This window comes from Streptomyces sp. NPDC002566 (assembly GCF_042889585.1).
Lineage (GTDB): Bacteria > Actinomycetota > Actinomycetes > Streptomycetales > Streptomycetaceae > Streptomyces.
This window is the reverse complement of record NZ_JBIARD010000004.1, coordinates 155,075-174,569: the sequence shown is the minus strand read 5'-3', so window position 1 is coordinate 174,569 and position 19,495 is coordinate 155,075. Positions and strand designations below refer to the sequence as shown.

General features: G+C 70.6%; 18 protein-coding genes and 1 riboswitch. Of the genes, 8 read left to right on the top strand and 10 right to left on the bottom strand.

Going from position 1 to position 19,495, the window contains the following annotated elements; all coding sequences use genetic code 11:
• Positions 1-14 precede the first annotated feature (14 nt).
• A riboswitch (cobalamin riboswitch) is annotated at positions 15-152 on the bottom strand.
• A gap of 164 nt (positions 153-316) precedes the next feature.
• The 3 genes from mctP to ACFYXA_RS17985 form a co-directional block, all read right to left on the bottom strand.
• The gene (mctP, locus tag ACFYXA_RS17995) at positions 317-1,945 is read right to left on the bottom strand and encodes a monocarboxylate uptake permease MctP (RefSeq protein WP_389033734.1); all 1,629 of its coding nucleotides are present in this window, start codon (positions 1,943-1,945) and stop codon (positions 317-319) included.
• Positions 1,942-2,217 carry a DUF3311 domain-containing protein gene (locus ACFYXA_RS17990; protein WP_130443663.1) on the bottom strand — a complete coding sequence of 92 codons (276 nt, stop codon included), beginning with the start codon at positions 2,215-2,217 and terminating at the stop codon, positions 1,942-1,944. Before ACFYXA_RS17990 ends, mctP begins: the two co-directional genes overlap by 4 nt.
• A gap of 122 nt (positions 2,218-2,339) precedes the next feature.
• Positions 2,340-3,104 (bottom strand): GntR family transcriptional regulator, encoded by a 765-nt coding sequence (locus ACFYXA_RS17985; protein ID WP_352250388.1) that lies wholly within the window; start codon positions 3,102-3,104, stop codon positions 2,340-2,342.
• A 355-nt stretch (positions 3,105-3,459) separates the two neighbouring features.
• Between ACFYXA_RS17985 and ACFYXA_RS17980 the strand changes: the two genes are divergently transcribed.
• From ACFYXA_RS17980 to ACFYXA_RS17965, 4 genes are all read left to right on the top strand, one after another.
• Positions 3,460-4,740 (top strand): extracellular solute-binding protein, encoded by a 1,281-nt coding sequence (locus ACFYXA_RS17980; protein ID WP_389033729.1) that lies wholly within the window; start codon positions 3,460-3,462, stop codon positions 4,738-4,740.
• A gap of 82 nt (positions 4,741-4,822) precedes the next feature.
• Positions 4,823-5,809, top strand: a complete 987-nt coding sequence (locus ACFYXA_RS17975; RefSeq protein WP_389033726.1) for a carbohydrate ABC transporter permease — start codon at positions 4,823-4,825, stop codon at positions 5,807-5,809.
• Entirely contained in the window at positions 5,806-6,645 is an 840-nt protein-coding gene (locus tag ACFYXA_RS17970) for a carbohydrate ABC transporter permease (RefSeq protein ID WP_352250382.1), read from the top strand. Before ACFYXA_RS17975 ends, ACFYXA_RS17970 begins: the two co-directional genes overlap by 4 nt.
• 7 nt (positions 6,646-6,652) lie before the next feature.
• Positions 6,653-8,149 (top strand): glycoside hydrolase family 3 protein, encoded by a 1,497-nt coding sequence (locus ACFYXA_RS17965; RefSeq protein WP_352250380.1) that lies wholly within the window; start codon positions 6,653-6,655, stop codon positions 8,147-8,149.
• Positions 8,150-8,162: 13 nt separating this feature from the next.
• Here the strand turns inward: ACFYXA_RS17965 and nagB are convergent, their stop codons facing one another.
• On the bottom strand, positions 8,163-8,948 hold the full coding sequence (gene nagB / locus ACFYXA_RS17960) for a glucosamine-6-phosphate deaminase (protein ID WP_352250378.1): 786 nt from the start codon (positions 8,946-8,948) through the stop codon (positions 8,163-8,165).
• A gap of 403 nt (positions 8,949-9,351) precedes the next feature.
• Between nagB and ACFYXA_RS17955 the strand changes: the two genes are divergently transcribed.
• Positions 9,352-10,818 (top strand): PAS domain-containing sensor histidine kinase, encoded by a 1,467-nt coding sequence (locus ACFYXA_RS17955; RefSeq protein WP_352250440.1) that lies wholly within the window; start codon positions 9,352-9,354, stop codon positions 10,816-10,818.
• 232 nt (positions 10,819-11,050) lie between these two features.
• Here the strand turns inward: ACFYXA_RS17955 and ACFYXA_RS17950 are convergent, their stop codons facing one another.
• On the bottom strand, positions 11,051-11,308 hold the full coding sequence (locus ACFYXA_RS17950; protein WP_003992873.1) for a WhiB family transcriptional regulator: 258 nt from the start codon (positions 11,306-11,308) through the stop codon (positions 11,051-11,053).
• 321 nt (positions 11,309-11,629) lie between these two features.
• Entirely contained in the window at positions 11,630-12,598 is a 969-nt protein-coding gene (locus ACFYXA_RS17945) for a diacylglycerol kinase family protein (protein ID WP_352250376.1), read from the bottom strand.
• 115 nt (positions 12,599-12,713) lie between these two features.
• Between ACFYXA_RS17945 and ACFYXA_RS17940 the strand changes: the two genes are divergently transcribed.
• Entirely contained in the window at positions 12,714-13,172 is a 459-nt protein-coding gene (locus ACFYXA_RS17940) for a hypothetical protein (protein WP_351095074.1), read from the top strand.
• 3 nt (positions 13,173-13,175) lie between these two features.
• On the opposite strand, the gene ACFYXA_RS17935 is transcribed toward ACFYXA_RS17940, so the two are convergent.
• The 3 genes from ACFYXA_RS17935 to ACFYXA_RS17925 form a co-directional block, all read right to left on the bottom strand.
• Positions 13,176-14,291 carry an RNA polymerase sigma factor SigF gene (locus tag ACFYXA_RS17935; protein WP_352250374.1) on the bottom strand — a complete coding sequence of 372 codons (1,116 nt, stop codon included), beginning with the start codon at positions 14,289-14,291 and terminating at the stop codon, positions 13,176-13,178.
• The gene (locus ACFYXA_RS17930; protein WP_004925829.1) at positions 14,288-14,701 is read right to left on the bottom strand and encodes an anti-sigma regulatory factor; all 414 of its coding nucleotides are present in this window, start codon (positions 14,699-14,701) and stop codon (positions 14,288-14,290) included. The genes ACFYXA_RS17935 and ACFYXA_RS17930 overlap by 4 nt, the downstream gene beginning before the upstream one ends.
• A gap of 308 nt (positions 14,702-15,009) precedes the next feature.
• Entirely contained in the window at positions 15,010-15,270 is a 261-nt protein-coding gene (locus ACFYXA_RS17925; protein ID WP_352250372.1) for a UBP-type zinc finger domain-containing protein, read from the bottom strand.
• Between the two features lie 59 nt (positions 15,271-15,329).
• On the opposite strand from ACFYXA_RS17925, the gene ACFYXA_RS17920 reads away from it, so the two are divergent.
• Entirely contained in the window at positions 15,330-16,928 is a 1,599-nt protein-coding gene (locus tag ACFYXA_RS17920) for a Na+/H+ antiporter (RefSeq protein WP_352250370.1), read from the top strand.
• Between the two features lie 2 nt (positions 16,929-16,930).
• Here the strand turns inward: ACFYXA_RS17920 and ACFYXA_RS17915 are convergent, their stop codons facing one another.
• Entirely contained in the window at positions 16,931-17,860 is a 930-nt protein-coding gene (locus ACFYXA_RS17915) for a 1-aminocyclopropane-1-carboxylate deaminase/D-cysteine desulfhydrase (RefSeq protein WP_389033716.1), read from the bottom strand.
• Positions 17,861-18,016: 156 nt separating this feature from the next.
• Here ACFYXA_RS17915 and ACFYXA_RS17910 point away from each other — a divergent pair, with 156 nt between their 5' ends.
• Positions 18,017-19,423, top strand: a complete 1,407-nt coding sequence (locus ACFYXA_RS17910) for a family 2B encapsulin nanocompartment shell protein (protein ID WP_352250366.1) — start codon at positions 18,017-18,019, stop codon at positions 19,421-19,423.
• The last annotated feature ends 72 nt before the right edge of the window (positions 19,424-19,495 follow it).

The window sequence follows — 19,495 nt, the reverse complement described above, 5'->3', positions numbered from 1 at the left end:
GCGTCCGGACCGGATGGGCCGGACGCGCTGCCGGCAGGTCCTCGGACTGGACTGGCGTGCGGTGAGGCACGAGTACACCGTTGCGGGACAGTTCCGGATTCGCACCGGATTCCCCTGCGGCGACAGCGAGCACGAGCATACATCTTGTGCTCGCCCGCCACGCCACCCCCAGATGTTGTGTCGTGGCGGCTCCAGAGCGTCAGCCGGCAGGTGAGGAGAGTGATCCGTCCGGGTGGCGTGCGGATTCCGGCGGGGCCGGAGAAGGCGAGCGCCCCCGCCCCGGCACCGCTGCCGGGGCGGGGGCGCTCGCCCCGCGTCAGTGGCTCGTACCCGCCGTCGCCGGCGGGAGCTCCACCTGCACGCCCGGGTCGCCCGCGTCCGCCGTGTAGTCCGCCGGGGACGTCTCGTCGACGCCGTCGGGGGCCTTCACTGCCTTCAGGACGAACGTCAGGACCACCGTGACGACGACGTTGAGCACGAACGCCGTCAGACCGATGTAGCCGATCTCGCCGATGCCGGGGATCTCCTTGGCGGAGCCGCCGAAGTGCTTCTGCGTCGGGGAGGCGACGCCGTACGCGGCGAAGGTGCCGTAGACCATGCCCACCGCCCAGCCGGCGAGCAGCGCCCACCGGTGGAACCAGCGGGTGAACAGACCGCCGACCAGGGCCGGGAAGGTCTGCAGGATCCAGATGCCGCCCAGCAGCTGGAAGTTGATGGCGACCGTCTTGTCCATGGTGAGGACGAAGACCAGCGCGCCCACCTTCACCAGCAGGGACACGATCTTGGAGACCCGCGTCTCCTCCTTCGGCGTGGCGTCCGGCTTGATGAAGTCCTTGTAGATGTTGCGGGTGAACAGGTTCGCCGCCGCGATCGACATGATCGCCGCCGGCACCAGCGCGCCGATGCCGATCGCCGCGAAGGCCACGCCCGCGAACCAGTCCGGGAACATGTCCTCGAACAACTGCGGGATCGCCAGCTGCCCGTTGGTGACCTTGACGCCGGCCGCGATGGCCATGAAGCCCAGCAGTGCGAGCAGCCCCAGCATCAGGGAGTACAGCGGCAGGATCGTGGTGTTGCGCCGGATCACCTCTCGGCTGCGCGAGGACAGCGTCGCGGTGATCGAGTGCGGGTACATGAACAGCGCCAGCGCGGAGCCGAGGGCCAGCGTGGCGTACGTCCACTGGCCCGCCTCGGTCGGCACCAGGGCCCCGCGGGGCTTGCCGGTCGCGGGGTTGGTCTGGCTGAACGCGTCGCCCGCCTTGGCGAACACCTCGTCGAAACCGCCGAGTTTGATCGGGATGTAGATGATCGCCACCGCGATGACGATGTAGATCAGCGTGTCCTTCACGAACGCGATGAGCGCCGGGGCCCGCAGTCCCGAGGAGTAGGTGTACGCGGCCAGCACGCCGAACGCGATCAGCAGCGGCAGGTCCTTGACGAACCAGTTGGTGTCCTCGCCGCCGCCGACGCCCATCACGTCCAGTACGGCCTGGATGCCGACGAGTTGGAGCGCGATGTACGGCATCGTGGCGAGGATGCCGGTCAGGGCGACCGCCAGCGACAGCCCCTTCGAGCCGAACCGGCCGCGCACGAAGTCCGAGGTCGTCACGTACCCGTGCTTGTGGGACACCGACCACAGCCGCGGCAGGAAGGTGAAGATCAGCGGGTACACCAGGATCGTGTAGGGCACCGCGAAGAAGCCCGCCGCGCCCGCCGCGTAGATCGCCGCCGGGACGGCGACGAAGGTGTACGCGGTGTACAGGTCGCCGCCCAGCAGGAACCAGGTGACCCAGGTTCCGAACGACCGGCCGCCCAGGCCCCATTCGTCGAGGCTGTGCTCGTTCTCGGCCTTGCGCCAGCGCGCGGCCAGGAAACCCATGACCGTGACGGCCAGGAAGAAGAAGATGAAGACGGCGAGCGCGACGCCGTTCACGCCGTCGTTCACTTCGCCGCACCCCCGTCCCGGCTCCCGCCGGCGCCGCGGGAGCGCTGGTCACGCTGCCACAGCTTGTACGCGGTCATCGTGAGCGCGGTGGAGATCAGCACCCACAGCATCTGGTACCAGTAGAAGAAGGGGATCCCGGCGACCGCCGGTTCCACCTCGGCGTACGAACCGACCCACAGCATCGCCACGAAGGGCGCGAACAAGCAGAGACCGATGACGACGCGCACGGGCGTCACCACAGGACCTCTCGACACCTCTGGGGCTTCCGACATTCAGGCGACTCCGTCCCCTTGTTGATCACCTGTGCAAACGCGCAGGCAATGTAGGTGACGGATAAAGCCCAGCGGAAGACCCCGTCCGGATATCGGTCCCAGTCTTCCCGCGGCGCCCGCGATCAGTCCTGCGGCCGCTTGAGCCGTGCGACGAACTTGTAGCGGTCTCCCCGGTACACCGAGCGCACCCATTCCACCGGTTCGCCCTCCTTGTCCAGGGAGTGCCGGGAGAGCATCAGCATGGGCAGCCCCACGTCGGTGCCGAGCAGACCGGCCTCACGCGGTGTGGCGAGGGAGGTCTCGATGGTTTCCTCGGCCTCGGCGAGACGGACGTCGTAGACCTCGGCGAGCGCGGTGTACAGGGACGTGTACTTCACGAGCGAGCGGCGCAGGGCCGGGAAGCGCTTCGCGCTCAGGTGGGTCGTCTCGATCGCCATCGGCTCGCCGTTGGCCATGCGCAGCCGCTCGATGCGCAGCACGCGCCCGCCCGCGGTGATGTCGAGCAGGCCGGCGAGGGTGTCGTCGGCGGTGATGTAGCCGATGTCGAGGAGCTGCGAGGTGGGTTCGAGACCCTGGGCGCGCATGTCCTCGGTGTAAGAGGTGAGTTGCAGCGCCTGGGAGACCTTGGGCTTGGCGACGAACGTGCCCTTGCCCTGGATGCGCTCCAGCCGGCCCTCGACGACCAGTTCCTGCAGGGCCTGGCGCACTGTCGTGCGCGAGGTGTCGAACTCGGCCGCGAGCGTCCGCTCGGGCGGCACCGGCGTGCCGGGCTCCTGCGTCTGCGTCATGTCGAGCAGGTGCTTCTTCAGGCGGTAGTACTTGGGCACGCGCGCGGTGCGGACGGTCGCCCCACCCTCGTTCTCCGCACTGCTGACGTCGGTGCTCATGGCCTGCCTTCCGGCTCCGGATGCGGGTCGCATCTGATGCGGCGACGCCGCGCCGTGCGCCGCGTCGATCCGTGATCCCTCTGTATACCGTCGCGACCCTTGCTGGTCTAGTCCATACGGCAAGTGGTCTAGCGGCTCAGCATGCCATGCGAGCCGTGTTTTCAAGGGCTTCTTACTTAAAGGTTCCTTCATATGTAGGTCCCATAACGGCTGGTCAAACGCTTTTCCGCCACCCTTGACACCGCTGTGGGCCTGCGCCAGGCTCGGCGCACTGGTCTACACCATTGGTCCAGGTCCCGGCCCCACGTTCACCACGGGAGGCAGGGGGGTTCGCAGCATCCCTGAGGAGGGTGGCGTGAAGCGCAAGCTGGCAGCCGCGATCTGCATCGCGGGCATGACGGTCTCCGTCGCGGCGTGCGGGGACGGCAAGGACAGCGGGGCGGACAAGGGATCCGAGGCCGGCGAACTGACGGTCTGGCTCACGGTCGACGCCCAGAACAACTGGCCGGACCTGGTGAAGGCCGCCGACGCCGCCGTGGCGAAGAAGCACCCCGGTGTGAAGATCACCCACGAGTACTACGGCTGGCCCGACAAGAACGCCAAGCTCGACGCGGTCCTCGCCACCGACAAGACCCCCGACGTGGTCGAGATGGGCAACACCGAGATGCTCGGCTACATGGTCAAGGGAGCCTTCGCCCCGCTCGACGCCTCCGCGTTCGACAACTCCTCCGCCTGGCTGGACGGCCTCAAGGCCTCGGTCTCCTACGAGGGCAAGACCTACGGCGTCCCGTACTACGCCGGCGGCCGCGTCGGCAACTGGCGCAAGGACCTCTTCGCCTCCGCCGGAGTCAAGGCCGCCCCCAAGACCTACGCCGAGCTGACCGCCGCCCTGGACAGACTCCAGAAGAAGGAGGGCGGCAAGTTCAGCGCCTGGTACCAGCCCACCCGCGACTGGTACGCCGCCATGTCCTTCGTCTACGACGCCGGCGGCTCGATCGCCGTCGAGTCGGGCGGCGAGTGGAAGGCGAACCTGTCCTCCCCCGAGTCCGTCAAGGGCCTCACCGAGTTCAAGAACGTCGTCGACAAGTACATGCACGGCGACAAGACCAAGGACGAGTCCGACCGCTACATCGTCTACGGCCAGGGCAAGTCCGGCATGATCTTCGGCGCTGCCTGGGAGGGCGCGACCGCGGAGGCCCCCGAGAACGACAAGAGCGGCAAGCTCAAGGGCAACCTCGAGAACTTCGTGATGCCCGGCCCGTCCGGGAAGAACCTCCCCGTCTTCCTGGGCGGCTCCGACCTCGCCGTGCCGGTGAAGTCCGACGCGCGGGCCCTCGCCGCCGAGTGGATCAACGCCTTCACCGGACCCGCCGGCCAGAAGGGCCTGATGGCCAAGGGCAACCTGCCCAACAACAAGACCGACCTCGCCACGCTGAAGAACGACGCGGCCACGGCGGTCCCGGCCACCGCCGCCGAGTCCAACTGGTTCGTCCCGATGGCCCCCGGCTGGGGCCAGGTCGAGAAGGCCCAGATCCTCCAGACCATGCTCCAGAGCATCGGCACCGGCAAGAAGACGGTCGAGGAGGCCGCGAAGGAGGCGGACGCCGCCATCGACAAGGTCATCAACACTAAGTGACCGGCGAGAGCGGGGCCCCGCCGCCGGGCAGCGGGCGGGGCCCCGCCTCAGTACGACCGAGGGACCGCTGAGGAGCGCGCCGATGAGTGCCGCAGACACGACCACCACCGCCAAGGCGCCGCCGCCGCGCCAAGCGCCACCACCGCCGGCCGTCGCCGAGCAGCCGCCCGCAGGACGCCGATCCGGCACCGCCGCTCCCTGGCTGCTGCTCGCGCCCTGTCTGCTGGTCCTCGCCCTCGTCATGGGCTATCCGCTGGTCCGCCTGGTCACCCTGTCGTTCCAGAAGTTCGGGCAGTCCCAGCTGTGGGGCTTCCAGCCCGCGGAGTCGGTCGGCTTCGCCAACTTCACGAACGTGCTGGACGACGGGGAGTTCTGGCAGGTCGTCGTCCGCACGGTCGTCTTCGCCGCCGGCTGCGTGATCTTCACGATGGTCGCCGGCATGCTGATCGCGCTGCTGCTCCAGCGGGTCTCCGGCTGGGTGAAGACCCTGGTCAACATCGCGCTGGTGGCCAGCTGGGGGATGCCGATCATCGTCGCCACCACCGTCTTCAAATGGCTCTTCGACGCCGACTACGGCATTCTCAACGCGCTGCTCAGCAAGCTGCCCGGCGTCGAGCTGATCGGCCACAACTGGTTCGCGAGCGGGCCGCAGGGCCTGGCCGTGATCATGCTCCTGGTGGTGTGGGGAGCCGTGCCCTTCGTGGTGATCACCCTGAGCGCCGGTCTCACCCAGGTCCCCGCCGAGCTGGAGGAGGCCGCCCGGCTGGACGGCGCGGGCTCGTGGGGCGTCTTCCGGTACGTCACCCTGCCCGTCCTCAAGCCGATCATCGTGATGCTCACGACCCTGTCGGTCATCTGGGACATGGGCGTCTTCCCACAGGTCTTCGTGATGCGCAACGGCCACCCCGAGGCCGAGTTCCAGCTCCTCACCACCTACTCCTACGACCGCGCCTTCGTCGTCAACGACTACGCGCAGGGCTCCGCGATCGCCCTCATCACCGTGGTCCTGCTGCTCGGTGTGGTCGCCGTCTACATGCGTCAGATGCTGAAGATCGGAGAGGTCGAATGAGCAGCGTCACCGAGACGCGCCGGAGGCCGAAACTCGGCTGGAACCTCCTCGGTCTCCTCGTCTTCGCCGTCGCCGGCTTCCCCGTCTACTGGATGCTCAACACGGCGTTCAAGCCCGCCAAGGACGCCATCGACCCCGACCCGAGCCTGCTGCCGACCGGGCTGACGCTCGCCAACTTCGGCCGGGCGCTGGACATCTCCGACTTCTGGGGCCCGGTCGGCCGCAGTCTGGTCGTCTCCCTCGCGGTCGTGACCATCGGCATCGTGGTCGGCATGCTGGCCGCGCTCGCGATCTCCCGGTTCGCCTTCCGCGGCCGCAAGATCGTGATCGTGGGCATCCTCGCGGTCCAGATGGTCCCGCTGGTCGCCATGATCATCCCGGTCTTCCTGCTGCTGAACGACCTCGGCCAGTACGACCGGCTGACCGGCCTGGTCGTCACCTACCTGACCTTCGTCCTGCCGTTCACCGTGTGGACGCTGCGCGGCTTCATCGTCAACATCCCCAAGGAGCTGGAGGAGGCCGCGATGGTCGACGGCTGCTCCCGCACCGGCGCCTTCCTGCGCGTCGTCTTCCCGCTGCTCGCCCCCGGCATGGTCGCCACCTCGGTCTACGCCTTCATCCAGGCCTGGAACGAGTACCTCTACGCCCTGATGCTCCTCAGCCAGAAGAACCAGACCGCGACCGTCTGGCTCGGCAACTTCACCACCAAGCACGGCACCGAGTACGCCCCGATGATGGCCGGCGCCACCATGATGGCCGTACCCATCGTCGTCCTGTTCCTCCTCGTCCAGCGGAAGATGGCCGCGGGTCTGACCGCGGGCGCCGTGAAGGGATGACGCCCCGATGACGACACTCACGAGCGGCACCGACGCCCTCACCCGGGACGCGCTCACCGTCCTGCAGCCCGGCTTCCCCGGGACCACCGCCCCCGACTGGCTGCTCCGCCGCCTCGGCGAAGGCCTCGCCTCGGTCGGCCTGTTCGGCCGCAACGTCGCCTCGCCCGGGCAACTGGCCTCGCTGACCGCGCGGTTGCGGGCAGAACGCGAGGACGTGATCGTCGCGATCGACGAGGAGGGCGGTGACGTCACCCGCCTGGAAGTGCGGACCGGCTCCAGCTTCCCCGGCAACCTCGCGCTGGGCACGGTCGACGACGTGGAACTGACCCGGGAGGTGGCCCGGGAGCTCGGCCGCCGGCTCGCCGACTGCGGGGTCACCCTCAACTGGGCCCCGTCGGCGGACGTGAACTCCGACCCCCGCAACCCGGTCATCGGCGTCCGCTCCTTCGGCGCCGACCCCGACCTGGTCGCCCGGCACACCTCCGCCTATGTCACCGGCCTGCAGTCCGCGGGCGTCGCCGCCTGCGCCAAGCACTTCCCCGGCCACGGCGACACGGCCGTCGACTCCCACCTGGCACTGCCCCGCGTCGACGCCGCCCCCGAGGTGCTGGCCGGGCGTGAGCTCGCCCCCTTCCACGCGGCCGTCGCCGCCGGCAGCCGGGCCGTGATGAGCGCCCACATCCTCGTCCCCGCCCTGGACCCGGACCGCCCGGCGACACTGTCCCGGCGCGTCCTGACCGATCTGCTGCGCGGCGAACTCGGCTACGACGGCCTGATCGTCACCGACGGCATGGAGATGCGGGCCGTCGCCGCGACGTACGGGATCGAGCGCGGCAGCGTCCTCGCGGTCGCGGCCGGCGCGGACGCGATCTGCGTGGGCGGCGGCCTCGCCGACGACGCGACGGTACGGCGCCTGCGCGACGCCCTCGTCACGGCCGTCCGCGCGGGAGAGCTGCCCGAGGAACGCCTCGCGGACGCGGCGGAACGGGTGCGGGCGCTGGCCCGCTGGACGGCTTCGGCGCGGGCCGTGCCCCCGTCCCCGCGGGAGGTGACGCGCGCCGGCGTCGGCCTGGACGCGGCCCGCCGCGCGCTCCGCGTCACCGGGGCGGAGGGCTTCACCCCGCTCACCGAGGCGCCTTACGTCGCCGCCCTCACCCCGGTCGCCAACATCGCCGTCGGCGACGAGACGCCCTGGGGCCTGGCCGCGGAACTGGCCCGGCTGCTGCCCGGCACCCGGACGGGCGGCTTCACCGGCGAGGACGCGGGGCGGGCGGCGTCGGCGGCGGCGGGGGAGCGCCGGATCGTCGCCGTGGTGCGCGACGAGCACCGCCACCCCTGGATGGCGAAGGCCCTGGACGCCCTTCTGGCAGCCCGCCCGGACACGATCGTGGTGGAGATGGGCGTGCCCCAGTCCCCGCCGCGAGGAGCCCTCCATGTGGCCACCCACGGAGCGGCGAGGGTGTGCGCCCAGGCGGCCGCCGAGGCCCTGACGGGCCCCCGCTGACCGGGCGGCAGGGTCAGATCCCCTGCCAGGACGGCTTGTCGGCGTAGGTGTGGCGGAAGTAGTCCGCCAGTTTCAGCTTGGACGCCGCGGGCTCGTCCGCGACCACCGTGGCGTGCGGGTGGAGTTGCAGCGCGGAGGCCGGGCAGACCGCCGCGAGCGGGCCCTCGACGGTCGCCGCCACCGCGTCCGCCTTGCCCTCGCCCGTGGCCAGCAGCACCAGATGCCGTGCCTCCAGGATCGTCCCGATGCCCTGGGTGATCACATGGTGCGGGACCTGCTCGACGTCGCCGCCGAAGAAGCGCGCGTTGTCGATCCGGGTCTGCTGGGTCAGCGTCTTGATCCGGGTGCGCGAGGCCAGCGAGGAGCACGGCTCGTTGAAGCCGATGTGCCCGTCGGTACCGATCCCGAGCAACTGCAGATCGACCCCGCCCGCCTCGGCGAGCGCCCGCTCGTAGGCCTCGCACGCCCCCGGCACGTCCTCGGCCGTGCCGTCGGGGCCGAGGAACGCGTCCATCTCGATGCCGAGCGGCTCCAGCACCTCCCGGCGCAAGACCGAACGGTAGGACTCCGGGTGGTCGGCGGGCAGCCCCACGTACTCGTCGAGCTGGGCGATCCGGGCCCGCGAGGCGTCCACGGCTCCCGCGCGCACCTTCGCCGTCAACGCCTGGTAGACCGGCAGGGGGGTGGAACCGGTGGCCACGCCCAGCAGGGCGTCGGGTTTGCGCCGCAGGAGTCGCGCCATGGCCTCGGCGATGAGCTCGCCGCCCGCGGCGGCGTCCGGAACGATGACTACTTCCACGCTGGGCCTGCCGTTCTGGGGAGATCTGACGTGGTGTGACATGTGGTTTAGACCAATTTATCAGAGGGGCGTGCCGCGCGACACGGCCGCGAGGGGTGCGTCCGGAGAAATTGCCCCGCACATCCGGCCCGCTCGGGAACCCGCACAGGCTAGGCTGCGGGGTGGGCACACCATTGCCACAGCTTCCGCCTTCCCCGCACAGGAAGGCGGACCGAGGACCGGAGCTCTCTGCCCTGACTGCCCCGGATCCTCACCTTCGGCCGACCGGGACCGCACACCCCAGCGGCCGAGATTGCTCCGGGCTGCGGTGCCGGGAGGGTTGAGGGTCCCTCCCAGGCGCCGCGGCCCGCGGGTGTTTTCCGGGCCCTCCACTCCCGCGGGTACGCTCGCACACGTGCCCTCCATGAACGAACTCGTACGCCAGCACACCGCACTCGACGACTCCGACCTCGAGTGGCTCCACCTGCTGGTCTCGGAGTGGCAGCTGCTCTCCGACCTCTCCTTCGCCGACCTGGTCCTGTGGGTCCCCACCCGAGACGGCACCCGCTACGTCTCCGTCGCCCAGATGCGCCCCAACACCGGCCCCACCTCCTACCAGGACGACATGGTCGGCCACCTCGTCCCGCGGGGCCGCCGCCCCCTGCTGGACGCCGCCCTCGACGAGGGCCGGATCGTGCGCGAGGGCGACCCGGAGTGGCGCGAGGAGGTCCCCGTCCGCGTCGAGTCGATCCCGGTCCGGCGCGACGGCCGCGTCCTCGGCGTCATCGCCCGCAACACCAACCTGCTCACCGTGCGCACCCCGAGCCGGCTGGAGCTCACCTACCTCCAGAGCGCCTCCGACCTCGCACAGATGATCGCGGCCGGCGCGTTCCCCTTCCCCGACCAGCAGATGGACATGGACGCCGCGCCCCGCGTCGGCGACGGACTGATCCGCCTGGACGCCGACGGCATCGTCCAGTACGCCTCCCCGAACGCGCTCTCCGCCTACCACCGGATGGGGCTCGCCTCCGACCTGGTCGGCCAGCACCTCGGCCGGACCACCGCCGAACTCGCCCCCACCCGCGGCCCGGTGGACGAGGCGCTCGCCAAGGTGGCCAGCGGCTGGGCGCCCCGCGAGTTCGAGATCGAGGCCCACGACGGCGTCATCCAGTTCCGCGCGATCCCCCTCAAGCCCAAGGGCACCCGCATCGGTTCACTGGTCCTGCTCCGGGACGTCACCGAACTGCGCCGGCGCGAACGTGAGTTGATCACCAAGGACGCGACCATCCGGGAGATCCACCACCGGGTGAAGAACAACCTCCAGACGGTCGCGGCCCTGTTGCGGCTCCAGGCCCGGCGCATCGAGTCGGAGCGGGGGAGGGAGGCCCTGGAGGAAGCGGTCCGCCGCGTCGGCTCGATCGCCATCGTCCACGAGACGCTGTCCCAGAACCTGGACGAGCGCGTGGAGTTCGACGAGATCGCCGACCGCGTCCTCGCGATGGTCGCGGAGATCTCCCCGGGCAAGGTCGTCGGCCGGCGCACCGGGCGCTTCGGCATCCTGGACGCGGAGGTCGCCACCCCGCTGTCCATGGTGCTCACCGAGATCCTCCAGAACGCCCTGGAGCACGGCTTCCGCGAGGGCGAGACCGGCACGGTCGAGGTCACCGCGGTGCGCGGCGGCACCACCAAGGAGGCCCGCCTCCTGGTCACCGTCCAGGACGACGGCGTGGGCCTGCCCGCCGGGTTCGACCCGCACACCTCGGGCAACCTCGGCCTGCAGATCGTACGGACGCTGGTGGAGGGGGAGTTGGGCGGCGCCTTCGACATGGTCCCGGCGCCGGAGCGCGGCACGCGGGTGATCCTGGACATCCCGGTGCAGGCGCAGAAGTGAGCTGCCGGGGGTGAACTCCCCCCTGGGTGGGCGCTGCTGACGGAATGTGAGCGCCCTGAACCGCACTGGCCGTGCACAGCAAGAAGCCCCGGACCGCTCAGGGGTCCGGGGCTCGAATGCTCGTTGCCAGCTTGTGCTGCGCATCGGGGGTACTGCGCGCTGCGGCTCGGGGGCGGGAGAAGCGTACGCGGTGTACGCGCCGCCAAGCTCAGGCTGTGCGGGGCGGGTGTTGTCAGGCGGAGGCCTGACGGGCCCGGTTGCGGGCGGCGCGGCGCTTCATGGCACGGCGCTCGTCCTCGCTGAGACCACCCCAGACGCCGGAGTCCTGGCCGGACTCGAGCGCCCACTGCAGACACTGCTCGATAACGGGGCAGCGACGGCAGACGGCCTTGGCTTCCTCGATCTGCAGCAGCGCAGGACCGGTGTTGCCGATGGGGAAGAACAGCTCGGGGTCTTCCTCGCGGCAAACGGCGTTGTGACGCCAGTCCATGGCTGCTACCTCTCCTTGGTATTACGTGCAGGTTGCTTGTGAATGTGAACGCTTTCACGAATCCCTCAACAAGTGAAGGGCCACCAGCCGGGTTTCCCCGGCGTGGGTCCTGGTGTTTGTAGAGGGGTTCCGGTGATCAGTGGATGCCGGTGTTGCGGGCTGTCCCGATCGCCACGTAGAGACTCGCAAACCTCAGCGGCGGATACAACCCCTTCCGGAAAGTTTTTTTTGATTCCTCGGTGTCGACTAGGTCACAGCCGTACTTCCATGGGGTGGATCCTGGCCTAAACGTTCGAGTGAAAGGACTTTAGCCAGTTCTGCTCACACAATCACACGCAGTGCACGGCGTACGCCTGTGAACGTCACGCTGGTTCGCAGCCCCAGGTGGTCACCGTCCATCTGCAGGGGCAGAGGCGCCTTCGAATGCAAGGTGAAGCGGTCCAGATCGTGCAATGAGACGGCGTGCTTGCCATGGGGGCCCCGCTCGGGGGACGAAGTGAGCAACTGGGTGCCATACCGGACAACCGCGGCGGTGGACAGACGGCTGAGACCGAATACGTCGAGCCCGCTGTCGAACGAAGCCTTAGGCGACGCGTACACCGGGCGATTGCCCAGATAGGTCCACGGAGCCGTGTTGCAGACGATGGACAGCACCAAATCGGTCACCGGATCCGCGCCCGGCCGTTCCAGAGTGATCGTGCCGTGCCGGCGCTGCGGTTCGCCGAGAAGCTGGCGCATGGCCTGGCGCACGTAAAGAGCGTGTGTGGATTTCTTGCCGCGTTCGCGGTGCTGTTCCACACGGCCCACGACCCCGGCGTCGAATCCGAGCCCGGCGTTGAAGGTGAACCAGCGGGCCGGCACCGCCTCGTCCTCGGTACCCGGGGTTCCGGAGGTCAGGCCCAGGCCGACCGTGCGCTCCCTGCCCTCGCGCAGCGCGTCCAGCAGTACGCCGGTGGCCTCCACCGGGTCGTTGGGCAGGCCGAGGGCGCGGGCGAAGACGTTGGTGGAGCCGCCGGGGACCACGGCGAGGCCGGGCAGGCGCTCGGGAGCGGGCCCGTCGTGCAGCAGGCCGTTGACCACTTCGTTGATCGTGCCGTCGCCGCCCAGGGCGACGACCATGTCTATGTCCTCGCTGCGCGCCGCCTGCCGTCCGAGATCCCGGGCGTGCCCGCGGTACTCGGTGGTGACGGCGTCGAGTTTCATCTCGCTGGCGAGCGCGTGGATGAGGACGTCACGCGTCCGTGCACTGGTGGTCGTTGCAGCCGGATTGACGACGAGAAGTGCACGCATGGTCCGCAGCGTACCTACTGGGTGGTACCGGGGCACAGGCCGATCAAGGGATCGGTGAGAGTTCCCGCCGTGACCCTCACCACGGGCCCGGGTCCGCCGCGGATACGCTTCGGGGGTGAGTGGTGAGCAGAAGCCCGTCGTGCCGGAAACCGCAGGCCCGCGCCCGCGTCGTCTGACGTATGCCGCCGGCCTCGTCGCCCTGGAGGGATTGGCGCTGCTCGTCGGCGGGGTGTGGATCCTCGTCCTCGGGGTGGCCGGCGATCCCGACGACCGGAGCCAGGCGGTCACCGGCGGGGTGACGCTGGCGGTGCTCGCGCTGCTGCCGCTGCTGGCCGCCCGCGGGCTGCTGGGCCGCCGGGGCTGGAGCCGGGGCCCGGCCGTGATCACGCAGATCCTGGCGCTGCCCGTCGCCTACAACCTGCTCCAGGCCGAGAGCATGGCGATCCCGGCGGGCATCGCCCTCGCCGTCGTCGCCGTCTCCGCTCTCGTCCTGCTCGTCAACCCCGAGACGACCCGGGCCCTCGGGATCCGGGGGCCCGGCAAGAACGCCGGTGGCGGCGACGAGGAGAAGTAGTCCTCACTCCTCGACGAGGAGCTTCTCCCGCAGCTGGGCCAGTGTGCGCGCCAGCAGACGCGAGACGTGCATCTGCGAGATGCCGACCTCCTGCGCGATCTGCGACTGCGTCATGTTCCCGAAGAAGCGCAGCAGCAGGATCCGCTTCTCGCGGGGCGGGAGGTCCTCCAGGAGCGGCTTCAGCGATTCCCGGTACTCCACGCCCTCCAGCGCCTCGTCCTCCGCGCCGAGCGTGTCGGCGACCGCCGGGGACTCGTCGTCGGTGTCGGGGACGTCCAGCGACAGCGTGGAGTAGGCGTTGGCGGACTCCAGGCCCTCCAGCACCTCCTCCTCCGAGATCGCCAGCTTCTCGGCCAGTTCGTGGACGGTGGGGGAGCGGCCGTGCAGCTGCGACAGCTCGGCGGTCGCCGTCGTCAGCGCGAGGCGCAGCTCCTGGAGCCGGCGCGGCACCCGCACCGCCCAGCCCTTGTCGCGGAAGTGCCGCTTGATCTCGCCGACCACCGTCGGGGTCGCGTACGTGGAGAACTCCACGCCGCGGTCCGGGTCGAAGCGGTCGACCGACTTGATCAGTCCGATGGTGGCGACCTGGGTGAGGTCGTCCAGCGGCTCGCCGCGGTTGCGGAAGCGGCGGGCGAGGTGCTCGACGAGCGGCAGGTGCATGCGGACCAGCCGGTTGCGCAGCTCCGCGTACTCCGGGCTGCCGTCCTTCAGTCCGCGCAGCTCGACGAAGAGCGCCCGCGCGCCGCTGCGGTCCTGCGGCTCGCGCTGGTGGGGCTCGCGGCGCTGAGGCTCGTGCCGCGCGCCTGGCACGCCCTGTTCGTCGTCTCGCTCGTGCTCGCTCATCGTCCCGCCCGTCGCCCTCTGTCGAGCCTTTGTCTCAGCCCGGCCGGGGGTACCCCCGATCCGCCTCTCCCGAGACGGCTCCTGCACGGCACCGCCCGCCAGGCCGGCCCCCGCGGAGGGCTGGTCGTCCTCCGGATGCGGCCGTGCCTGCTCGGGAATGCCGTCGACACCCATGCGCCGGGAGCCGTCCGAGGAGACAGGCGCCCCGGCGCCCTCGGCAGGCAGCCCCCGTGTGCCGCGCTCTTCGTCCCGCACCGGCCCGTCCCCGTTCCTCACGCCGGCCCGGGTCCCGCGCCGCGTTGTTTGTAGAGGCTGATCGAAACGGTCTTGTCCTCGTCCACGGCGGAGGAGACCTTGCCCGCGAGGGCGGACAGCACGGTCCAGGCGAAGGTGTCCCGCGAGGGGGCGTGGCCGTCCGTGGTCGGGGCCGAGACGGTGACCTCAAGTGAGTCGTCGACCAGGCGGAAGACACAGCTGAGGACGGAACCCGGCACGGCCTGCTGGAGCAGGATCGCGCACGCCTCGTCCACCGCGATGCGCAGGTCCTCGATCTCGTCCAGGGTGAAGTCCAAACGGGCCGCGAGGCCGGCCGTGGCCGTCCGCAGCACCGACAGGTAGGCACCCGCAGCCGGCAGCCGGACTTCCACGAAGTCCTGGGTCGCGGGCTCGCCTGCGATCTGGGACACCCTCACCTCCAAGGTGGTACAAGCTTTTCAGGGCCGAGGGTCACCCCCCGGGGTAACGCGTGTGTGGTGCAGCGGTGACGCTATCGCGCTCTCAAGTCTCCTGTCCCGGGACCCCAACCCCATGGCGTCACTCACAGTAAACCTGTGAACACGCTCCGTGTCTAGGGGTCTGCCCGGCCCAAATGGGAACAGGGCGCGCCGGGTTGACGTACCCATGCGTCAGATGCTCGAACCGTACCCGCTGGACGGCCCGGCCGCCGAGGGGCGGATCGGGCCACGACCTGCGAGGTTCGACGGGCATGCTGCGCTCACACGAGGACGTGGTCGACGAAGCACCAGCGCCAGTTCTCACCCGGTTCGAACGTCCGCATGATCGGGTGGCCCGACTCCTTGTGGTGCTCCGTCGCGTGGCGGCCCGGCGAGGAGTCGCAGCAACCGACGTGCCCGCACGTCAGGCACAGCCGCAACTGCACCGGGTGGGTGCCGTCGTGCAGGCACTCCGGACAGGTCTCGCCGAGCGGGTCCGGTGGGGGGTGCGGCAGCGCGTCGGCGTGCGTGCACTGTTTCATGATTGCCAGGTTACGACGCGCGCGCGGGCGACCGCGCGGAAAATCGAGGGCGGGACGACATGGACGTGATGCCACTGCTGTTGCTGGTGGCGGGCAGTGCGGCGATCGCCGGGGCGGCCCGGCGCACCCCGGTGCCCGCCCCGCTGCTCCTGGTGGCGGTCGGCCTGGCCGCGTCGTTCGTGCCGGGCGTCCCCGACTACACCCTCGACCCGCACATCGTCCTGCCGCTGCTGCTGCCCCCGCTGCTGTACACCTCCGCCACCGACAGCTCCTACCTGGACCTGCGCGCGCAGCTGCGGCCGGTGGCGCTGCTCTCGGTCGGATACGTCCTGTTCGCCACGGTCGCCGTCGGCTACGCCGCCCACCTGCTCATCCCCGGCCTGCCGCTGGCCGCCGCGCTGGTGCTGGGCGCGGTGGTCGCCCCGCCGGACGCGGTCGCGGCGACCGCGGTGGCCCGCAGGCTCGGACTGCCCTCGCGGATCACCACCATCCTCCAGGGCGAGTCCCTGCTGAACGACGCCACCGCGATCACCGCCTACAAGGTGGCCCTCGCGGTCGTCGTCGGCACGGGCGCGTCCTGGGCCGGCGGCATCGAGGAGTTCCTGGTCGCGGCGGTCGGCGGCACCGCCGTAGGGCTCATCCTGATGGTGCCGCTGCACTGGCTGCGCACGCACCTGAAGGACCCGCTGCTGCAGAACACGCTGTCCCTGCTGATCCCGTTCGTCGCGTACTCCGCCGCCGAGCAGTTCCACGCCTCCGGCGTCATCGCCGTGGTCGTCGTCGCCCTGTACCTCGGCCACCGCGCGTGGGAGGTCGACTTCGCCACCCGCCTCCAGGAGGAAGCGGTGTGGAAGATGGTCGCCTTCATCCTGGAGTCGGCGGTCTTCGCCCTGATCGGCCTGCAGCTCCAGGTCGTCCTGAAGGGGCTCGACGCGTACGAGGGCCCGGACGCCGCCTGGTACGCCGTCGCCCTCTTCCTCGTCGTCGTCGCCACCCGCTTCCTGTGGGTGTACCCGGCGACCTTCCTGCCGCGGCTGCTGTCGGCGCGCATCCGCGCGCGTGAGGAGAACCCGACCTGGCGGGGACCGATCGTCATCGCCTGGGCCGGCATGCGCGGCGTGGTCTCCCTCGCCATCGCCTTCTCCATCCCGCTCACCATCGCCCACGGCACGGAGCCCTTCCCGCACCGCAACCTGATCCTCTTCCTGACGTTCACCACCGTCATCGGCACCCTGGTCGTGCAGGGGCTGACCCTGCCCCCGCTGATCCGGCTGCTGAACTTCCCCGCGGTCGACCCGCAGGCCGCCACGCTCGCCGAGGCCAACGCGCAGGCGCAGGCCTCCCGGGTCGCCGAGGAACGCCTGGACGCCCTCCTCGCCGACGAGCGCAACGCCCTCCCCCCGCCCCTCGCCGACCGTCTGCGCATGGTCCTGGAGCGCCGCCGCAACGCCGTCTGGGAGCGCCTCGGCCAGGTCAACGAGGTCACCGGCGAGACCGTCGACGACACCTACCGCCGGCTGTCCCGCGAGATGATCAGCGCCGAACGCGAGGTGTTCGTCCGCCTCCGCGACAGCCGCCACATCGACGACGAGATGCTGCGCACGCTGCTGCGCCGGCTCGACCTGGAGGAGGCGGCCGCCTTCCGCGAAGCGGGATGACGTCAGGCGGGGAACGGGGAGCCCGTGACCACCGCCGTGACCTGGGCGCCACGCGGGAAGGCGCCCTCCTCCGCGAGGGCGGTCAGGGCGTACAGCGCCTTGGCGACGTAGAGGCGCTCGACCGGCAGGGCGTGCCGTTGCTCGAAGTCGTCGGCGAAGGCGTCGAGGGCGGCCGGCACGCGCGCGTAGCCGCCGAAGTGGAAGCGCTCGTCGAGCCGCCACCGGCCGCGCGGCCCGCCGAACGCCTCCGCCTGCAAGGCCCGGACCTCGTCGCCGAGGAAGCCCCCCTTGAGGACGGGTATGCCCAGCGCCGACTGGCCGGGACCGAGGCCGGCGGCCAGCCCGGCGAGGGTGCCGCCGGTGCCGCAGGCCAGGGCGACGACGTCGCCGCGCCCCCGCAGCTCCTCGCCCAGCGCCAGGCAGCCGCGGACGGCCGCCGCGTTGCTGCCGCCCTCGGGGACGACGTAAGCGTCCTCGGCGCCGACGGCGCGCAGAAGGGCCGTGAGGGCGTCCGGCTCGTTCTTGCGGCGGTAGGCCGCCCGGTCGACGAAGTGCAGCCGCATCCCGTCGGCGGCGCAGCGGGCCAGGGAGGGGTTGAGCGGGCGGTCCGCCAGCTCGTCCCCGCGCACCACCCCCACCGTGGGCAGGCCGAGGAGCCGGCCGGCGGCGGCCGTGGCCCGCAGATGGTTGGAGTACGCGCCGCCGAACGTCACCACCGTCCGCCCCCGCGCCGCGGCCAGGTTCGGCGCCAGCTTGCGCCACTTGTTGCCGATCAGCTCCGGATGGATCAGGTCGTCCCGCTTGAGCCGCAGCCGCACTCCGCGCCGGGCGAAGCGCTCGTCGGACACCTCCTGCACGGGCGAGGGCAGCCGGGGGCGCAGCGCGGCGGGATCGAACGGAAGGGAGCTGGTCACCAGGCCATTGTCGAACATCGTTCGGGCGGAGAAAGCGCTCTTCCCAGGCCCCCGGTGATCCATTCCCCCTCGTTCGTGTAATAGCACGAGCACCCTGCGTGATGGAAGGCTTGCGGACGAAACAGTGCATCGGCGCATCACGGCGTCCGTGCATGACCGGGAGGGCAATTCCTTATGTCGGTAGGCGAAGAGGTCCGCGCCGAGCAGGGCAAGCCGCAGCAGAGCCTCGGCACCGCGGCCGCGCGGAACCTGGCCACCACGACCAAGTCCGCACCGCAGATGCAGGAGATCAGCTCCCGCTGGCTGCTGCGGACGCTGCCCTGGGTGGACGTGCAGGGCGGCACGTACCGGGTGAACCGGCGACTGACGTACGCGGTCGGCGACGGCAGGGTCACGTTCGTCAAGACCGGCGACCGCGTCGAGGTCATCCCCGCCGAACTGGGCGAACTGCCGGCGCTGCGCTCCTACGAGGACGAGCAGGTGCTCGGCGAGCTGGCCCAGCGCTGCCGCCAGCGCGAGTACGCCCCGGGCCAGGTCATCGCCTCCTTCGGCAGCCAGACCGACGAGGTCCATCTGCTGGCGCACGGCAGGGTGGAGAAGATCGGCACCGGCCCCTACGGCGACGACCAGGTCCTCGGCGTCCTCGCCGACGGCGCGTACTTCGGCGACCAGGCACTCCTGGACGGCGAGTCCATCTGGGAGTACACCGCGCGCGCCGACACCACCTGCACGGTGCTGACGCTGACCCGCGCCGACTTCGAGCAGGTCGCCGAGCGCGCCGACTCCCTGCGCGCGCACCTGCGTTCGCTGCTCTCCATCCCCGCGCAGCAGACCAACCGCTACGGCGAGAAGTCCGTCGACCTCGCCGCCGGCCACGCCGGAGAGGCCGACATCCCGCACACCTTCGTCGACTACGACGCCCGGCCGCGCGAGTACGAACTGAGCATCGCCCAGACGGTGTTGCGCATCCACACGCGGGTGGCCGACCTCTACAACCAGCCCATGAACCAGACCGAGCAGCAGTTGCGGCTGACGGTCGAGGCGCTCAAGGAACGCCAGGAGCACGAGCTCGTCAACAACCGGGAGTTCGGACTCCTGCACAACTGCGAGTACGACCAGCGGCTCCAGCCGCACGACGGCGTGCCGAGCCCGGACGACCTGGACGAACTGCTCAGCAGGCGGCGCGGGACGAAGATGCTCCTCGCCCACCCGCGCACGATCTCCGCGATCGGCCGCGAGCTGAACAAGCGGGGGCTCGTCCCCGAGACGATCGACATCGCCGGCAACCGCATCCCGACCTGGCGCGGGGTGCCGATCTATCCGTGCAACAAGATCCCGGTCACCGAGGCCCGGACCAGCTCGATCATCGCGCTGCGTCTCGGCGAGCAGGAGCAGGGCGTGATCGGGCTGCGCCAGTCCGGCATCCCGGACGAGATCGAGCCCAGCCTGTCCGTGCGGTTCATGGGCATCAACGAACAGGCGATCATCAAGTACCTGGTCACGGCCTACTACTCGGCCGCGGTGCTGGTGCCGGACGCGCTGGGCGTCCTGGAGAACGTCGAGATCGGCCGCTGGCGGTGACCACGCCGGCCCTGACGCGCCGGGGGCGGGGGCGTCCGGGGGGCACGCGTTGCGCGGCCGTAGCGCCGCCAC

Coding starts and splice junctions, on each gene's coding strand:
- ACFYXA_RS17965 (WP_352250380.1), top strand. CDS start 6,653: ATGACGACACTCACGAGCGGCACCGACGCCCTCACCCGGGACGCGCTC.
- ACFYXA_RS17975 (WP_389033726.1), top strand. CDS start 4,823: ATGAGTGCCGCAGACACGACCACCACCGCCAAGGCGCCGCCGCCGCGC.
- ACFYXA_RS17925 (WP_352250372.1), bottom strand. CDS start 15,270: ATGAAACAGTGCACGCACGCCGACGCGCTGCCGCACCCCCCACCGGAC.
- ACFYXA_RS17955 (WP_352250440.1), top strand. CDS start 9,352: ATGAACGAACTCGTACGCCAGCACACCGCACTCGACGACTCCGACCTC.
- ACFYXA_RS17990 (WP_130443663.1), bottom strand. CDS start 2,217: ATGTCGGAAGCCCCAGAGGTGTCGAGAGGTCCTGTGGTGACGCCCGTG.
- ACFYXA_RS17970 (WP_352250382.1), top strand. CDS start 5,806: ATGAGCAGCGTCACCGAGACGCGCCGGAGGCCGAAACTCGGCTGGAAC.
- ACFYXA_RS17910 (WP_352250366.1), top strand. CDS start 18,017: ATGTCGGTAGGCGAAGAGGTCCGCGCCGAGCAGGGCAAGCCGCAGCAG.
- ACFYXA_RS17950 (WP_003992873.1), bottom strand. CDS start 11,308: ATGGACTGGCGTCACAACGCCGTTTGCCGCGAGGAAGACCCCGAGCTG.
- ACFYXA_RS17920 (WP_352250370.1), top strand. CDS start 15,330: ATGGACGTGATGCCACTGCTGTTGCTGGTGGCGGGCAGTGCGGCGATC.
- ACFYXA_RS17985 (WP_352250388.1), bottom strand. CDS start 3,104: ATGAGCACCGACGTCAGCAGTGCGGAGAACGAGGGTGGGGCGACCGTC.
- ACFYXA_RS17915 (WP_389033716.1), bottom strand. CDS start 17,860: ATGTTCGACAATGGCCTGGTGACCAGCTCCCTTCCGTTCGATCCCGCC.
- ACFYXA_RS17945 (WP_352250376.1), bottom strand. CDS start 12,598: ATGCGTGCACTTCTCGTCGTCAATCCGGCTGCAACGACCACCAGTGCA.